Source organism: Paenibacillus sp. FSL P2-0136 (genome assembly GCF_037975325.1).
GTDB lineage: Bacteria > Bacillota > Bacilli > Paenibacillales > Paenibacillaceae > Paenibacillus_AQ > Paenibacillus_AQ silagei.
Genome location: NZ_CP150244.1, coordinates 4339826 through 4358002 on the forward strand (window position 1 = coordinate 4339826; position 18177 = coordinate 4358002).

The window sequence follows — 18177 nt, forward strand, 5'->3', positions numbered from 1 at the left end:
CTTTAGCCTTGTTCTCCCGTAACCTCAATATCGGCATCGAATTTAAATACATAGGCAGCGATCAGCCAGATAATCCAGCAATTCAGCCCAAAGAACAGATAACCGAAATAGCCCAGAACCGGCATTTCGGAGAAAATATGGAATTTGTCCAGATAAGGTACCGAGTATTTCCAGTAATTCGGATTGGTAGGGGCATTGTCATGGAACCATTCACTGCCAAAGTTCCAGAACTCCCAGAAGAAGCCGTTGAACAGCGTAGCCAGCCCCACCAGAATGACCTTGGACCAGTCCCCGTTCTTCACCGGAGTGAAGGGGGTCCAGTAACCGGCAAGCGCCATCGCTGCTGACAGCATCGGAACCAGCGCAACCCACAGCACCCAGAACAGCAGGTACGGATAATAGCCCATGCCCAAGGCCAGGATCAGCCCGAGAATATAATAGACAATCAGCCACACACGTGACACTTTCAGCTTAGGCCCATGGCTATAACGGTTGCGGAACAGACGGAAGGTCTTGAGGAGTAAGTACCATTCGAAGATAGCTGGAAGAACAGTGGTATAGGATAAGGAGAACCAGAACACATTGCCGAAGTTAGAGAAGACTTCATTATTAGGATAATACCAATTCTCCAGGACGAAGAAATTCAGGTATTCAAAAGCAAACCAGCTGAAGCAGGACACCACCGCCAGCAGCTGCATCACCCGGGGCTTGCGCGAGATGATCGAGGCTCCGTGATTTCTCCGGTAGACCAGCCCGTCAAGAATCAGAATAAAGGACCACCAGAGGGGAACAAACGTGTAATGCTCCAGGGACATAAAAAGCTCCACCCGGGCCCACATCAGGAACCAGCTAAGCGCAAGCACCGGCAGGCTCCACCAGAACCAGACAGGGAAAGGGGTGGCCGCCCCCGCCTTCCGGGGTGCCTCCTCCGTCTTTTTGAAGCCGAACCATCCGGGGAATACCAGGACCAGTGTGATGATCAGGGCCACGACGCAGGCGAGCGAGAAATACAGCAGGCTGAATCCGGGGTCTGCCTCGACCTTCTGGGCCGGGAAATCCCCGTAACCCGGGGGCATCCCCTTCCATTTCGCCATACTGCCGAGTAACGGGAGCAGAAAGATAAGTCCGAAGGTAACGATCAAGAATACTGTCTTTTTCCATGTTTTCATTGCGCAAACCCCCGCTTATGTATGTAGTTGAAAGTCGAATTATGTTGATAATCGCTAATATTCGATAACACTCCAGTTTATTCCTGCTGGCCTCACACAAAAAAATGCCCCACCGTCCATTTCCATGACGTATGGAGCATCTGTGCGGGGCATAATGCAGGTGAAAACGGGCTTCCGGCGGATTCTATTACACCAATTATTAAATCCATAAAGTCTACTTAAATGAATGATATGCCTAACACTGCAACTAATACACCTGAATAGAGTGATGTATCTTATATAAAAGGAGGGGTTATATTGTCACAGCCTAATCTGCCCAATATCACGCCAACGATCACTTTATCTCGAGATGATGTGCTTAATCTTCTATTTTCTTCCATTGCAATGGAAGAGCTAGGCTTAGCGCATGTTATTAATGCCCAAGGGGAAAACATCCAATTTGCCTTAGGTACACTTCCGGGGAGCACACCTGCTACGCTGGGTGAGGTTCTTCAGATAAACAGCAGTGCTCAGGCGATGCTCGATTCCGTATTCCGCACCGAAATGATGCTGGATTCAAAACTCACCTCCGCTTCTGATATTCCATCATTAGTCGGACCCACAGGAGCCACGGGGGTAACCGGCGCTGCCGGTGCAGTAAACAGCGTCAATGGATTGACGGGCGATATTGTGTTGACTACAGATGCTGGTATCTTCCCGATCAGTAATGATGAACCATCAACCCAAGATTTGAACGGATTAATCAATGCCGGGGTGTATAGCTCGGGAAATCCAATTGGTGTAGGTCCGGAACATGGTCCACTGGGAGTTGACAATCCTCCGTCATGGACGATTTACGTCTCCCAGGTAGGGCCTTATATCCAGCAGTTGTATATTTCCAACCTAGCATTATATTACCGCAGTAGTCCAGACAGTGGCCAGAGCTGGTCAGATTGGCAAGAAATCGGTGCTCGCGGGCCAACCGGAACCACCGGTGAGACTGGGGCCACCGGCGTCACCGGAGCCACCAGTGAGACCGGAGCTACCGGGGGGACGGGGGCTACTGGTGTGACGGGGGCTACTGGCGTCACCGGGGCTACTGGATTGACAGGAGCTACCGGCGTTACCGGGGCTACCGGCGTTACCGGGGCAACCGGCGTTACCGGAGCCACGGGCGTCACCGGCGCTACCGGACTCACTGGAGCGACCGGTGACACCGGGGCTACCGGCGTCACTGGGGCTACCGGCGTCACTGGGGAGAGCGGGGTGACTGGGGCTACCGGACTCACCGGAGCCACTGGACTCACCGGGGCTACTGGCGTCACTGGGGAGACCGGGCTAACTGGCGCTACTGGTTTGACAGGGGCTACCGGACTCACCGGGGAGACCGGGGGGACGGGGGCTACCGGACTCACCGGAGCCACTGGCGTCACCGGGGCTACTGGCATCACTGGGGAGACCGGGCTCACTGGCGCTACTGGTTTGACAGGGGCCACTGGACTCACCGGAGCTACCGGCGTTACGGGAGCTACCGGCGTCACCGGGCCTATTATTGTAACTAACAATGCGATGTTTGAGCCCGCAACGGCTGCAGTCGCTTCGACCTTAACACCTATTGTATTTCAAGAAATTTTTATTAATGGCAGCGGAATTGAACTTGGAACGCCCCCAAGCAATATCACGGTGCTCCCAAACAGCTTATATTATGTTTCGTTTACCATAACTATTGAGCTCTCTGCTGAAACAAACAATGTAACCAGTTCTGAAATTATAGTTAGATTGAACGGTAATGTCCAGCCTATAACGGTTACCGGACAAAAAAATGGCGGGACCGGAGCTACCGTGTATTTCTCTCTAGAAGGAAATGGTTTTCTTCAGACCGGCCCCACTGACAATACCATGACTCTCGATGCTACTTATAACCTAAGCGCCGGTACGGGAACTTATGTTACGGATCGGTCTAACCTGAGTATTATCCGGTTCCGTTAAACGAACAGATTCCGCTTTTTGAGGAGGATTAAGGGATGAGCAAGGGGGCAAGAGCCCCCTGCCCATTTTGTAGATAAGGAGGGAATCACTTGTCAAAACCGAACCTGCCCAATATCACCCCAACGATATCCATATCGCGGGACGATGTAATTAATCTATTATTTTCCTCTATTGCCATGGAGGAATTAGGACTGGCGCATATCCTCAATGCTGAAGGAGAGAAGATTCAGTATGCGGTCGGCACCCTTCCAGGAACCACTCCCGTTACACTTGCCGAATTAGGTCAGGTCAGCAGCAGTACTCAAGCTATGTTGAAAAAAATTATCCGCCATGAAATGATGCTGCAATCCAAACTCCAGACAGCTGCAGATATTCGACCGGTTGTTGGTCCTGCTGGACCTATCGGAGCTCCGGGAGCAGAGGGTGGAGCACTTAGTGTCAATGGGTTAACCGGAGATGTGGCGCTCGGTGTAACAGCCGGTATCTTTCCAATCAGCAATGATGAACCATCGACCAGCGATCTGGATGACATTCACTTTAGAACTGCCGGTGTATACAGCAGCTCGGGAGTACCCGCCGATCCGGCTGGCCCAGTGAATGGTCCTCCGGGAGTCGCACACCCGTCGGTATGGACGATTTATGTATCACGTGTCGGAGATTATGTACAACAGCTATATTTCTCCGATTCGGCTTTATACTATCGCAGCAGTCAGAATGGCGGGGTGACTTATCCCCAAGGGTGGCTCCAGGTTGGAGTGCAAGGTGCAACCGGGGTGACTGGGCCTGGTGTAACCGGAGCAACCGGCGTTACTGGCATGACCGGAGCGACGGGTGCCACGGGCATAACGGGCGCAACCTTGGACACAGGTGCCACGGGGATCACCGGCGCCACAGGCGTGACCGGTGCTACCGGAGTGACGGGTGCCACAGGAATCACTGGCGCTACCGGCGTCACTGGCGCTACCGGCGTAACCGGCGCTACCGGACTTACCGGTGACGTGACTGGCATGACGGGCTTGACGGGCTTGACGGGTGCCACAGGTCTAACGGGTGCTACCGGGGGTACCGGTGAGGTCACGGGCATGACAGGCGCGACCGGGCTTACCGGTGAGGCGACAGGCATGACGGGCTTAACAGGTGTGACGGGTGCCACGGGTGTAACGGGCGCGACCGGGCTTACCGGTGAGGTCACGGGCATGACGGGCTTAACCGGGGTAACTGGTGCGACAGGGGTTACCGGCGCGACAGGTTTAACCGGTGAGGTCACGGGTATGACGGGCTTAACCGGGCTTACCGGCGTGACGGGTGTAACCGGCGAGACAGGCGTAACCGGCGAGACGGGCCCAACCGGGCCAGTGGCCAACAATGCCAGTTTTCACCCTTCGGGTCCAGTAACAGCAACGCCTACGAATATTACATTTGTACAAAATTTTATTTTTGGCTCAGGTATCTCCCTTGTGAACGGCGGTCAAGGTATTCAATTACAACCCAATAGCTTCTACTTCGTTTCTTTTAATTTGAGAATTCGAATAACAAATGGGAGTATCCCCGTCGTTGCTTCGCAAATATTGGTTTTCCTCGACGGCGTTCAACAAAATATAAGCACTGGCACGCAGAGAAATGCAGCTGGTGCTGGTTTAGCCGCCTTCACCCAGGAATCCAGCGGTTTAATCCAGACTGGCGCCGGCCCTAATCCAACGTTAACCTTGACGGCTTCTATCACTCTTGCTTCGGGCACTGCCGAGTTTAATCCCCCTACTTGGTCAAATTTGAGCATTTATCAGGTCCTGTAATTCAAAGGTAATAAGGCAAGAGCTATAAAAGCCGATGTCCTTAGGTAACTCTCCTTTTCAAAAGCGGCTTAGGATATGTCGTTTCTTCCCCTGGAAGGACGACGTATCCTTTTTTGCATGGCCTCGTAACCGCAGCATAAACGCAACATTTCAAATTTGTAACCTGATTCCTGATACGCTTACATCCTGTTCTATGTTTTAATTGTAATAATGTTATGTACTTCATGTAATTATATGCGGGGTGTATGGATGCAGCGATTTATGATAGGCCAATATGGAGGATTTGATTACGGCAAGTTCCACAAGGATTTCAAAGCCGAATTCTATGGAATCGAGGCTTGTTCTTTCCCCTCCGATGAAGATTGTCAGACGCTGATTGAAGCAGCACAAAAGCACAGATTCCACACAGGAGTCCATTATCCGCTCCGCGCCAATCCTGCCAGACTAAGAGATGCCCTGTTTCTCTCACCGGATGATTATGAGCGTTCTGAAGCGTTCCGGCAGATTCAGGAAGAGCTGGATTATATGGTGAAGTTACGCCCGGACTACGTATTATTTCATTATCCGAAGCCAGTCATCTTAGATTCACGGGTGGACTGGAGTACTTGGCGATTTGCTGACCGGAGGGAATATATCCATGAGGTTGACCTTTCTCTGAATGAACTGATACAGCACAGTAAATATCTCTTTGAATGGCTTAGCCGGAAGGGCCGGGAGTACAGGTTCCAGCCCATTCTGGAGTTCGACGGACTGAACAGTTACGTCTACCAGCATGATTTTCTGGAACAGCTATTGATTACATATCCCGACATTAAGCTGTGTCTGGATACCGGCCGATTGTATCAGCAGGATAAGCTTGACCCTAATTTCGATGCCCGTGCCCTTTTGAGAAAATACACCAAATATGCGGCATTGATCCATCTGTCGAATGTTCAGATTAACGAAACCATCCAGCACGGCCATTATCCGGTCCTGCCGGAGTTAAGCACTGGGGAGGGCTGGGCCCCGATCGAAGACTATCTGGGCATTATCCGTGAGGAGAACAGCGAAGCGAAAATCATGTTCGAGCACCGCTCAGACCTTATCTCCGCACAAGATCTGGACCGTTGTTATGCTTGGGTAGATCATATCCTAAACAGAGTCCACAAGAATCCTCCGGCTTCTCCAGGGCGATGATGGCACAGCCTGCCCCGAATATTTGTGAATGCACAGGCACATGATACAATGGGACCGTATCGTCCTTGCCTTAATTTAACACAAGAGGAGCGACAGCTGTGGCAATCAATGTGTACCTGAATTTCAATGGCAATACCCGAAAGGCTGTAGAATATTACGCTGAAGTGTTCGGGACCGAACCTCCGCATATCATGACCTTCGGCGAGGCTCTGCCAGATCCATCCCATCCTGTTCCGGAAGAAGCCAAACACCTCGTCATGCACACCAATCTGATGATTGCCGGCAGCCCGGTCATGTTCTCTGACGTATTCCCCGGCATGCCGTTCACGGAAGGGAATAATATCAGCCTAACGGTGACGGATACCGATGAAGAGAAGATTCGTCTCTGGTTCAATAAACTCAAAGAAGGCGGCACTGTACACATGGAGCTGCAGGAGACCTTCTGGAGCAAGGCCTACGGGAACCTGATGGACAAATTCGGCATCCAATGGCAGCTTAGCCACGACAACGGCCAGAACGGCTAACTCCCTTAGGTAGTTTCCTATTCACAAAAGCGCTTAGGATATGACAGTTCTTCCCCTGGAAGGACGGCATATCCTTTTTTCTGTGGCCTCATATCCGCAGCGTAACCGCAACATCTCAAAGTTGTAACCTGATTTTTAATGCGCTTACATCCTGTTCTATGTTTTAATTGTAATAACCTTATGTATTTCATCCTACTGTAAAGGAGACTAACCTATGGAAATATCCTCATTTTTGCTGCCCAAGGATCAGGTTGCGTACATCACCTCCTCGATCTCCATGCGGGAAGCGCTGGAACAGCTGGAGAATCATTATTATTCGGCCATTCCGATTATTGACGATGCCGGTAAATATGTTGGGACCTTGTCGGAGGGCGATCTGCTATGGAAGCTGAAGAATACCGACGGTCTGAGCTTCGCGAATATGAACGAGGTGACCGTCGGCACCATTCAGCGTCATGTGCATAACGAGAGCGTCGAGATCCACGCGCAGATGGAGGATATGCTGACCCTGGCAGCAGACCAGAACTTCGTTCCGGTAGTGGACGACAGCGGAATCTTCCTCGGCATCATCCGCCGCAAGGATATCATCGAGTATTACACACGCAATATTACCGATTAACTCAGGTGAAGCTGCAGCAAAGGCAGGACTGTCCTCCATGGACGGCCCTGCCTTTGCTGCGTGATGCGGGTCTTTAACCCCTTAATTCTTCTATAGCTCTGTCAGAATAATCGTCCCCTGCGGAGTTACCGCCAGTGTATGCTCATACTGGGCTGACAGGCCTCCGTCAATAGTGCGTGCAGTCCATCCGTCTGCATCCACCTTGGTCCGGTAGCTGCCCGTGTTGAGCATGGGCTCAATGGTGAACACCATGCCTTCCTTAATGCGCGGGCCTTTGCCGGCCGGGCCGTAATGAGGCACTTCAGGCGCTTCGTGCATCTCCGAGCCAATCCCGTGACCGATAAAGTCCCGGACGACGGAATAACCGTTAGATTCGGCATAGACCTGGATAGCATGCGCTACGTCGCCTATGCGGTTGCCGGCTACAGCTTGCTCGATACCTTTGAATAGAGATTCCTTGGTCGTCGCCAGCAGCTTCTCCGCCTGCTCGCTAATTGTACCCACTCCGTAGGACCAAGCCGAATCCGCCAGCCAGCCATTCAGGTTGACTACCATGTCAATCGTTACAATATCTCCATCCTTCAGCTCCTCATGCTTCGGGAAGCCATGACAGATGACATCATTCACAGATGCACAGGTGGCATACGGGTACCCGTGATAGCCTTTTTGCTCCGGGGTTGCTCCTTGGGAGAGGATGAACTTCTCGGCAAACTGGTCGATCTCCCAGGTCGTAATTCCCGGCTTGATCAACCCGGCAATCTGCCGGTGGCATTCCGCCAGGATTTTGCCGGCTGCCCGCATCTTCTCAATCTCTTCCATCGATTTCATAATGATCATTCAATTCGCCTCTTCTGTACAGAATCCATTACTCACTATATATAATGGCTCTTGGTTATAATGGTGTATTGCTACTCTATATTATGAAAGAAAACCGCCGAAAATCCAAATAAACAAACAAAATAAACCTGTCTCCCGCAAAAACACCAGAAAACAGGCTCTTGATTTGCATTCACGTGATGGCTAATCTGTACAAGTTATTGTTAACTACGGCATATGCAGACCGCCAGGCATCAGCCGTTAGTCGTGGAAATTGAGCCCCGAAGTAACGGCCTTGACATATCCGCTGCGGATCACATAATCGCCGAAGTGCTCACCGGCAAGGCGCTCTCTGGCATAACCATGAATAATCGGCCCGAGGGTGTCCAGTATCTCCCGCTCGTCAATGTTCTCCTTGTACAGCTTGTTCAGCCGGTCTCCGGTAAAGCCAGCACCCAGGTACATATTATACCTGCCCGGACCTTTGCCGATAAAAGCAATCTCGCCGAGCGCCGGTCTGGCACAGCCGTTAGGGCAGCCGGTCATACGGATGATAATCTCTTCATTGCGCAGCCCGGCTTCATCTATGATAACCTCCAGCTTATCGAGCAGGTGCGGCAAATAACGCTCCGCCTCCGCCATAGCCAGCCCGCAGGTCGGCAAGGCTACACAGGACAACGCACTTCTGCGCAGTGCAGAATGATGGGCACCGTCCGTCAGACCGTATTGCTTGGCAAGCTCCGTAATCTTGCGCTTCTTCGCCTGGGTCACACCGCCGATAATCAGATTCTGGTTCGGGGTCAGCCGGAAGTCTCCGCTGTGAATCTTGGCGATCTCGCGCAGGCCGGTCATCAGCGGGTAGCCCTCCTGATCCTGAATCCGTCCACTCTGGATATAGAGCGTCAGGTTCCATTTGCCGTCCATCCCCTTCACCCAGCCATAGCGGTCGCCATTATGATCGAAGTGATAGTCGCGCGCCGGCTCCAGCGTCCAGCCCAGCCGTTCGTGCAGCTCTCCCTTGAACCACTCCAGCCCGTGCCGGTCGATCGTGTACTTGAAGCGGGCGTTCTTGCGAACCGAACGATTGCCGTAATCCCGCTGGATCGTAACCGTTTTCTCCGCCAGATCAATCATCTGCTCCGGACGGCAGAAGCCGATGATCCGGCCCAATTGGGGATACGTATTCATATCGCCGTGCGTCATTCCCATGCCGCCGCCAACCGAGACATTGAAGCCGGCCAGCTTGCCGTCCTCCAGAATGGCGATGAAGCCCAGATCCTGGGAGAATACATCTACATCATTGGATGGAGGCACCGCCAGGCCAATTTTGAATTTGCGGGGCAGGTAGACCGGGCCGTAGATCGGCTCAACCACCTTGCTGTCCACGACTTTTTCCCCGTCCAGCCAGATCTCATGATACGCGCGGGTACGCGGGGCAAGATGATCGCTGATTTTGTTGGCCCACTCTTGAACCTCGGCATGAACCTCCGACTGATACGGGTTCGGACCACTCATCACATTACGATTTACGTCACCGCAGGCCGCAAGTGTGGTCATCAGGGTGTCGTTGATCGTTCTGATCGTCTTCTTGAGATTCCACTTGAGCACCCCATGCATCTGAAAAGCCTGCCGCGTCGTCAGGCGCAGTGTCCCATTGCCGTACTTATGGGCCAGCTCATCCATGACAAGCCACTGTGCCGCAGACGCCACACCGCCGGGCGCTACTATCCGCAGCATGAACTGGAAAGCCGGCTCCAGCTTGGAGCGTTCCCGCTCACTGCGCAGATCGCGGTCATCCTGCATGTAGCTGCCGTGGAATTTCAGCAGCCGGTTGTCATCCTCCGGCAGCCCTCCTGTAATCGGATTGCTGAGGGTCTCGACAAGCGCCCCGCGCAGATAATTGCTCTCCAGCTTGATATGTTCAACATCACTCGGTGGTCCGCCAATCGGCTTCACCGCTGGTTCATTGTTTGCCATTGCTGATTCTCTCCTCTTTCGCTTGAATCCCGCTTAATAGACATCCCGCTGGTAACGCTGCTCCTGCTGAAGGGTCTCCAGATAGGCGGCAGCCGCTTCCGGGCTTAGTCCGCCCTCTTCCTGGATCACTGTAATCAGTGCCGAATGCACATCATGAGCCATATGCTTCTCATCGCCGCACACGTATACATGCGCTCCTTCCTGCAGCCAGCGGTACAGTTCCTTACTCTGCTCCAGAATACGGTGCTGTACGTACACCTTCTCCTCTGTGTCGCGGGAGAAGGCCACATCCAGCCTGCTGAGGACACCGTCCTTCAGCATCCGCTGCCAGTCCGTCTGGTAGAGGAAGTCTGTAACGAAATGACGGTCTCCATAGAACAGCCAGCTTGGACCCTCAGCCCCCTGCTCTTCACGCTCCTCCAGAAAGGAACGGAACGGGGCAACGCCCGTACCCGGACCGATCATAATTACCGGTACACTGGAATCAGCGGGCAGCTTGAAGTTCGGATTGTTCTGGATATATACCGGCAAGGTGGCACCCGGCTGTACACGCTCAGCACAGTGTACCGAACAGACACCGTAACGCTCACGCCCATGTGACTCATAACGCACAGCCCGCACCGTGAAGTGTACTTCATCCGGGTTGGCATTGTAGCTGCTGGCAATGGAATACAAGCGGGCCGGAAGCTTGCGCAGGATGGTCACGAAGATGCTGGCAGGAGCATTCCAGGGTCCATAGTCCTGAATAAGATCCAGCAGATCCCGGCCCTGGATATACTCCTTCAGCTCCTGCTGCCGCCCGGGGGTCAGCAGTTCCTTAAGGGCAGGTGCGGAGGTAAGCCCGGCAGCCTGTTCCAGGAGGGGCTTTGTCAGCACCGTAATTTCGTAATGCCGCAGTAGCGCCTCCTGTAGCGTGCCTTCTTCCCCCTTCTTGTTCAGCGGAACTCGTTCATTCGCATCCCAGCCCATAGCGGCAATGATATCTTCTACCAGCTGCGGATGATTCTCGGGATAGACGCCAAGAGAATCCCCCGGCTCAAAGGTAATATTCGATCCGGCTAGCGACAGCTCCAGATGGCGGGTCTCGCGGTCTGAGCCGCGGCCGTTCAGATTCAGATTCTCCAGTACTTCGGCATGGAAAGGATGATTTCGTGAATAGGCGGATTCCAGCGACTCTGCGCTCTCAGCAGCCTGAACCGCTGCATCCGCAATTCCTGCAGCATTCTGCGCGCCGTTAAGAGCGCTGATGACCTGGCCGAACCACTCGGCCACCGGCTCATCATAATCGAGGTCGCAATCTACACGCGGGCTTAACCGCTGTGCGCCCAGCTCTTCCAGCTTCTGATCGAAGTCTTTGCCTGTCTGGCAGAAGAATTCATAGGAGGTATCGCCCAGCGCGAGTACCGAGAAGCGCAAGCCTGGAAGCTGCGGCGCTCTTTTGCTGTAGAGGAATTCATGGAAGGCACGGGCATTATCCGGCGGTTCCCCTTCGCCATGGGTGCTGACCAGCAGCAGCAGGTTCTCTGTCTTCTTCAGTCCATTCGGCTTGAAGCTGTTCATCGCGGACACCGTGACCTTGAAGCCCTGCTCCTCCAGCTTGCGGGAGAGGCTCACGGCGAGCCGCTGGCAGTTGCCGGTCTGGGAGCCGAACAATACGGTCACTTCACGCGACGCTTGCTGCGAAGCGGCAGTTGCCGGCTCTGCTACTACTGCTGGAGCAGCGGGGGAACCTGCATGGACGCTTGATCCCTGGCTACCCTGCAGCGACAGGGCAGATAAGTACCCGCTTAACCATACCTGCTGTGAAGGTGTCAGCGTGGGCAGAAGCTGATTCAGCAGCTCTGCCTGGTTCTCATTAAAAGGACTGTTTGTAACTTGTAGTTGCAACAATATCGACCTCTCCTTAGCGTGCAATCTTCTTTCCTCTTAATATCATGAACTCAGGCTAACACAATACCGGCAAACGATCAACGAATCATATAACAGGCATCATATTCTTTAAAAGGTAAATACTTGCATAAAATGCACAAAACCCGGCTAAATCATAGTAAAATGCTCTGATTTAGCCGGGTTCATTACTAATTATGATAAGTTGCATTAGATAAAATGATAGACCGGAGATGTCTTTGCCTGCCATTTATAATAGTCTGCGGGTTGCTCTGTGCCGGAAATGGTCCACAAGCAGGTAGAGCAGAATCAGAAGGCCTCCGGCATTGATCGCCAGATCGGCCAGATTCATAATCCCGCCATGATTCCCGAAGACCAGGAAATCTGTAACCTGGTGATAAAGTGCCCGGTCAATGGCATTGCCGACAGCCCCGCCGACCAGGAAGCCGCTGGCTGCTTCGAGCAGAGGGCCGCGGATTTTACCCTGACGCCGGTAATAGAAGATTGCTGCTACAAAAATCACGGCAACAATAGCAAAATACTTCCCGAATCCCTGAAAGGAGCTGAAGGCTGCACCGCTGTTCTCATAGTATACAAACCGCAAATGCGGCGTCCAGGAAGGAAGCATCTCCCCAAGCTCCATATGGGTACGCACTATCCACTTGGTCGCCTGATCTAGCATCAGGACGAAGACAGCTATCAGATAAAAAAGCATCGGCAGTTCCCCTATCTTCTCTAGTTGTTCAACTCATGATCAGGGTCATAGTCATAGTCAAGGCCGTGGTCAAGGTCACTGTTTGTCACAGAATCAGTCTACCATATTCATCTGGATACTTACAAAAATATAGCCGGACTATCCCGTCAGGGACAGTCCGGCTGTTATTCGTTAGATCATTGCGTAGGGTATTCCGCTTCGAGATGTACAAGGTTCAAAGCTCTGTTTACCAGGCGTAGGCTTCCGGTGCCGGTTTGCCCGGTCCCGGGAAGATCTCGTCCAGCTTCTTCAGTGTGGCCTCATCCAGCGTAATCTCGGTCACCCGCAGGGAGTCCTCGAACTGCTGGATCGTACGCGGCCCGATAATCGGTGCGGTCACAGCCGGATTCGCCAGTACCCAGGCCAGAGCGACCTGATCCTCATGCTCGCCCAGCTCCTTGCAGAGCGCGGAGAACTGCTCCAGCTGGCTGCGGTGCTGCTCCAGCTTGGCCGAACGGGCGCTGCGCACCCCAGTCTTCGCGAGCGCATTGCGTCCCAGCAGGCCTCCGGCCAGCGGACTCCACGGAATAACACCCAGGCCCAGCTCCTGTGAGGCAGGCAGCACTTCCAGCTCCGGCGTCCGTTCGAGCAGATTGTAGAGATGCTGCTCGGAGACAAGGCCGAGGAAATGGCGCTCCTTGGCCTTCGCCTGGGCAACAGCGATATGCCAGCCTGCGAAGTTGCTGGAGCCGATATAGTCGGCTTTGCCCTGGGAAACCAGGATCTCGAATGCGCCCCACAGCTCGTCCCACGATACGTTCCGGTCGATATGATGCATCTGATATAGTTCAATATGATCGGTCTGCAATCGCCGCAGCGAGCCTTCAAAATGCCGTCTGATCTTGTAGGCAGACAAGCCTGAGCCGGAATTGGGACCGTCCTGCTCGTCGAACATGTCATTGTAGACCTTGGTGGCCAGCACTACCTTCTCACGCCGTCCGCCGCCCTGCTGAAACCAGCGGCCGATAATTTCCTCCGTCCAGCCCCGCCGGTCCTGGCCGCCGTACACATTCGCCGTATCGAAGAAATTAATACCCGCATCGAGGGCCGCATCCATAATTCGGAAAGCCTCTTTCTCCTCTGTCTCTGGCCCGAAATTCATCGTCCCCAGACACAACTGGCTGACCTTTAACCCCGATTTACCCAAATAACTGTACTTCATCGCAATTCCTCCCTTTCACTCCTGCTAGATTGGCTGCTTCATATTCACTATAACCCTTAGAGTCCACTCTAAAGCAAGTATTGCTGGGATACTTAAGACTAGAACTCAAAGCTTGGTCGTCGCTGCGGTGAACATTTGGCCCTCCGGCCGCTGCCCAGTTTGGAGCACAATGTCTGCTGTTTTTCACATACAATGTGGCCGGTTTTTCGATTACATTCGGCCCACACATCTCCGCCAAGCCCAATGTAGTCGGTTTTTCGATTACATTCGGCCCACACGCTTCCGCCAAGCCCAATGTAGTCGGTTTTTCGATTACATTCGGCCCACACGCTTCCGCCACGCCCAATGTGGTCGGTTTTTCGATTACATTCAGCCCACACGCTTCCGTCACGCCCAATGTAGTCGGTTTTTCGATTACAATTTGGACCGCACGCCTCCGCCAAGCCCAATTTAGTCGGTTTTTAGCATACATTTTGGCCCCGTCCCCTCATTCGCCCTTTCGCTCCCCATCATCCCCTTCCCCCACCTGGGAGAATCTCCAAATATAAAGAAACAAGCCCCCCGAAAGAGACTTGTTCCGCCATAACTATAATCCATCATATTATTGCACTAGCCATGTACTCACGAAGCACACACTCAGCACCAATCAGCACTTACTCGATACTCACTCTAACCCTCACCAAACGCCGCTCCATGCCCGGCCTCACCGTTATCCGGGAACAGCACCTCTCCCGTCTTCAGTTGAATGTCCACAATCTCCTGCAGCGTACCCGACAGCTCGCCGGGCGGATAGGGCTTGGTCAGATATTTCTGCACATTATCCATCATGCTCTTATCGTCCTTATCCAGCGCCGAGGAGATGACAATCGGCACCTTCTCGGTCCGGGGATCGTTCTTGAGCATGCGGATCAGATCCCAGCCGTCCAGCTCATCGCCCAGCATCAGATCGACAACGATCGCTACGAAGGGCGTTTTGACAGCCTGGTCAAAAGCTTTTTGCGGATGATAGTGATGGGTGACCCGGAAGCCCTTGCCCTTCAGCTCCTCCGAGAGCAGCAATGACAGGCTGTAATCATCCTCCACAATCATCACATCCGGCTTCTGCTCCTTGCCCGCACTCCATCTTAAAGAATGTTCCTCCTCCGGGTGGCCGGTCTCTGCCTGCATCACCGGAAGACGGAACCATACCGTCGAGCCTTCGCCCTCCACGGATTCAATCCCGATCGTTCCCTTCTGCTTCTCAATAATCTCCTTGCAGATGGCCAGCCCGAGACCTGTACCGCCAATTCGCTTGGAGGCACTGTTGTCCACTCGGCGGAATTTCTGGAACAGCTGCCCGATCTGATTCTTCGGAATCCCGAGTCCGTGGTCCTGAATCCGTACCATAATCGATCCCGGTTCGTTATGAAGCATGACCTTAATTTCACCTGCGCCCGGCGAGAACTTGATCGCATTGCTCAGCAGGTTGGTCAGCACCTGGATAATCTTATCCTTGTCTACCTCAACCTCGGGATTCAGCGCCTCGTCCTCCAGAAGAATGTGGTGGGTACCGCTCAGCTTGTACTGATCGATGACACTCAGGACCGTCTCGCTAAGGTTAACCTTCTCCACATTATACAGCTGTGTGCCGGACTCCATCCGCTGCAGGTCCAGGAAGTCGTTAATCAGCTCCGTCAGACGCTTGGCTTCCTTATGAATCGTCTCCAGATATTTCAGCTGCTTCTCCGGCTTCATGGTTTTGGACAGGAGCAGCTCCGTGAAGCCCAGTACACTCGACAGCGGCGTCCGCAGCTCATGGCTGACGGTGCTGACCAGCTCTGACTTCATCAGATCCAGCTCATACTCGCGGGTAATGTCACGGTGGACGAACAGCGTCCCTACCCGGACCTCCCGGCGGAAGACCGGTATGGCATAGGCATCCACATGCTTCATGTCTTCCTTGCCGATAGAATACTTCATCGCACTGGACTCAGTGGTATGCTCGGACATCGCCTTCTGGTAAAAGCGACCCAGCTCTTCCGATTCATTCACCCGGAGGGTGAAATGCTCCATCCAGCGCTCCTTGGGAATCAGCATGCCTTCCGTCCAGTCCTCATAGCTGAACAATTGGCTCAGTGCCTTGTTGATGTGCTGAATGACGCCGTCCGTGCCAACGAACTGGATGCCCTCATTGACATTGTTCACAATATCCTGATTCAGCTTGCGGCCATTCTCAATCTCCTCGTACATGAACAGGCGTTCAATGGCCAGGGCGACCCGGTTCATCATCCCCTGGATTTCGTCGGTCTCTTCCTCCGTGAACGGGTGCCCGATGCGTGTTCCGCAGAAGACTGCCAGAATCTCATCCTCCGCATTTACCACAGTCGTATAGTAGTCGTAACAATACACCTCATTGGCGGAGATCCCCTGCTCTCTGACCGAGCCCACCCGCTTCACCATATACGACTTTTCCACGCTCAGGCGGTACAGAATCTCTTTGCTGCCCTCACCGATGTACCGCCCCACATTCTCCGGCGGAACCCCTTTGACTACGGCTATCTTATCCTTGACCAGCAGAAAAAGACTGGAGTCGAACGAGTACAGACGGTTCATGAATTGGTTGAACTTGTCGGCAAATTCCTGCTTGTCCAGCGTATAGGTGATCTCATGATTCAGCTGATTGTTAAGCTCCAGCATCATGGATGTCTGCTCCGTGCTTTTCAGCGTCTCCGCCAGCTCCTGCTGCACATTCTTCATCGAGGTGATGTTATTCGCAATCAGGATATACTGGTAGATCTGGCCTTCATCGTTCAGGTAAGGCATGATTGTCAGCTGCAGCCAGAGCGGCGAGCCTTCCTTGGTCGCCAGCTCCGTCTCTCCGCTCCACACGCCGCCGGTCGATAGCTTGCGGATCATTTGCTCTACCTGCAGTTCTGCAATATTATGCAGCTCAAACAGCCGGTAGGTGTATCCGATAATCTCGGAGCTCTTGTAGCCCGTGTAGACGCTCAGATTATCGTTCACGTAGGTGAACACGCCTTTGTTCGACAGAATGCCGACGGCAGAGGTCTGATTCAGCGCCTTCATCATGCTCTCGATTTCACTGAGCGACCGCTCCAGCCTGAACTGCTGATCCTGAAGCTCGTCCTGCTGGGCATGCAGCTCTTCATTCTGCATCATCAGCTCTTCCTCTTTATCCTGGATGCTGTGGGCCATATTCAGGAAGGCCTCATAGAGCCGTCCGATCTCATCCTGCTTATGCAGCTTGCCGAGCAGAACCGCCTCGCCGGCCGCCAGCGAATTCGTCGCTTCCTCCAGCTTCACAATCGGATCGATGATAACTTTGAGCATCCGCCAGATCAACAGCGTGAAGAACAGCAGCAGCAGGGTGCTAAGCAGAAAAGCAACAAAAGTGAACGTATCCGCCTGCCTGATGGAGCGGGAGTTCAGCTCATTCAGCAGCGCATCCGAATTGGCTTTGAATTGCTTCGTGTAGCTCAGGAATTCGTTCACAGCCCGGGTACTGCCGCTTTGGGACAAGTTCCGGATTCCCTCGTAATCATTATTCTTCACTAAGAGCATCACTTCAGGCAGGGTCTGGCTCTTGTACTGTTCATAGAACACCTTGAGGTCATCTCTGTACCGGACTTCTTCAGCCGACAGCTTCAGGGAGGAGTACTGCTCCAGAATGCCGTCAAGCCCCTTAACCGCAGCGTTCAGCAGCGCAAGCTCGTTCTCACTCTGAGTAGCCACATAACCTCTCGCCCGGAAAAAGACCTCGCTTAGCGTCACCGCCAGCTCGTTGATCGTCGCCGTCTTATGTTGCAGCACTTCACGTTTCTGATCCAGCTGTTCCTGCTGGGCATTGATATAGAAGACAAGCCCGATTCCTCCGGCCATAATGGCAACGAACAGCAGCAGAAGAATCCGGTAATATTTCGTTTTGATGCTCCGGTCTTTAAGCTTAAGGTTTCTCACTCAGAATATCCTCCACGAGCTGAAGCAGCTCCATCGGGCTGAACGGCTTGGGCATGAAATAACGGGCTCCCGCCTCCCTGGCCCGGTTACGGTCCATCTCCTGTGCCTTGGCGGTCAGCATCATAATCGGCGTCTGGCTCTTCAGCTCCCCGTCCAGCTCGCACAGCACTTCAATGCCAGTCATGACGGGCATCATGTAATCCAGAATCACCAGGTCGTAAGGTTCTGCCGCCAGCCTGGCGAGCGCCTCGCCCCCATTCTCGGCAGTATGGGTCTCCACATTCTCGAGATCCTCCAGGGTATCCTCAATCAGCATGCGCAGAACCTCTTCATCATCTACAATCAGTACCTTTTGCACCATAGCTCACTCTCACC

The 18177-nt window shown here is 53.2% G+C and carries 13 protein-coding genes; 5 read left to right on the forward strand and 8 right to left on the reverse strand.

From position 1 onward, the window contains the following. Nucleotides 1–2 precede the first annotated feature (2 nt). Entirely contained in the window at nucleotides 3–1169 is a 1167-nt protein-coding gene (locus tag NYE26_RS18450; protein WP_036733076.1) for a hypothetical protein, read from the reverse strand. A 384-nt stretch (nucleotides 1170–1553) separates the two neighbouring features. Between NYE26_RS18450 and NYE26_RS18455 the strand changes: the two genes are divergently transcribed. The 5 genes from NYE26_RS18455 (at nucleotide 1554) to NYE26_RS18475 (ending at nucleotide 7249) form a co-directional block, all read left to right on the forward strand. Next, the gene (locus NYE26_RS18455; RefSeq protein ID WP_155991702.1) at nucleotides 1554–3137 is read left to right on the forward strand and encodes a collagen-like protein; all 1584 of its coding nucleotides are present in this window, start codon (nucleotides 1554–1556) and stop codon (nucleotides 3135–3137) included. 89 nt (nucleotides 3138–3226) lie between these two features. Further along, a complete protein-coding gene (locus NYE26_RS18460; protein ID WP_339249222.1) occupies nucleotides 3227–4930 on the forward strand; it encodes a collagen-like protein in 1704 nt (567 codons plus the stop codon). A gap of 249 nt (nucleotides 4931–5179) precedes the next feature. Beyond that, nucleotides 5180–6106, forward strand: a complete 927-nt coding sequence (locus NYE26_RS18465; RefSeq protein WP_339249223.1) for a TIM barrel protein — start codon at nucleotides 5180–5182, stop codon at nucleotides 6104–6106. 98 nt (nucleotides 6107–6204) lie between these two features. Continuing rightward, entirely contained in the window at nucleotides 6205–6630 is a 426-nt protein-coding gene (locus NYE26_RS18470) for a VOC family protein (protein ID WP_339249224.1), read from the forward strand. Between the two features lie 214 nt (nucleotides 6631–6844). Beyond that, on the forward strand, nucleotides 6845–7249 hold the full coding sequence (locus tag NYE26_RS18475) for a CBS domain-containing protein (protein WP_036733033.1): 405 nt from the start codon (nucleotides 6845–6847) through the stop codon (nucleotides 7247–7249). A gap of 90 nt (nucleotides 7250–7339) precedes the next feature. On the opposite strand, the gene map is transcribed toward NYE26_RS18475, so the two are convergent. From map to NYE26_RS18510, 7 genes are all read right to left on the reverse strand, one after another. Then, nucleotides 7340–8086 carry a type I methionyl aminopeptidase gene (gene map / locus NYE26_RS18480; RefSeq protein ID WP_036733023.1) on the reverse strand — a complete coding sequence of 249 codons (747 nt, stop codon included), beginning with the start codon at nucleotides 8084–8086 and terminating at the stop codon, nucleotides 7340–7342. Nucleotides 8087–8326: 240 nt separating this feature from the next. Further along, nucleotides 8327–10042 carry an assimilatory sulfite reductase (NADPH) hemoprotein subunit gene (cysI, locus tag NYE26_RS18485; RefSeq protein ID WP_339249225.1) on the reverse strand — a complete coding sequence of 572 codons (1716 nt, stop codon included), beginning with the start codon at nucleotides 10040–10042 and terminating at the stop codon, nucleotides 8327–8329. Between the two features lie 33 nt (nucleotides 10043–10075). Then, complete coding sequence (locus NYE26_RS18490) at nucleotides 10076–11929, reverse strand: assimilatory sulfite reductase (NADPH) flavoprotein subunit (protein WP_339257526.1); 1854 nt, start codon at nucleotides 11927–11929, stop codon at nucleotides 10076–10078. 250 nt (nucleotides 11930–12179) lie between these two features. Beyond that, complete coding sequence (gene lspA, locus NYE26_RS18495; RefSeq protein WP_339249226.1) at nucleotides 12180–12644, reverse strand: signal peptidase II; 465 nt, start codon at nucleotides 12642–12644, stop codon at nucleotides 12180–12182. A gap of 226 nt (nucleotides 12645–12870) precedes the next feature. Then, nucleotides 12871–13845, reverse strand: a complete 975-nt coding sequence (locus tag NYE26_RS18500) for an aldo/keto reductase (RefSeq protein WP_339249227.1) — start codon at nucleotides 13843–13845, stop codon at nucleotides 12871–12873. Between the two features lie 669 nt (nucleotides 13846–14514). After that, entirely contained in the window at nucleotides 14515–17802 is a 3288-nt protein-coding gene (locus tag NYE26_RS18505) for an ATP-binding protein (RefSeq protein ID WP_339249228.1), read from the reverse strand. Then, nucleotides 17789–18160 (reverse strand): response regulator, encoded by a 372-nt coding sequence (locus tag NYE26_RS18510; protein WP_339257528.1) that lies wholly within the window; start codon nucleotides 18158–18160, stop codon nucleotides 17789–17791. Before NYE26_RS18510 ends, NYE26_RS18505 begins: the two co-directional genes overlap by 14 nt. Between the last annotated feature and the right edge of the window lie 17 nt (nucleotides 18161–18177).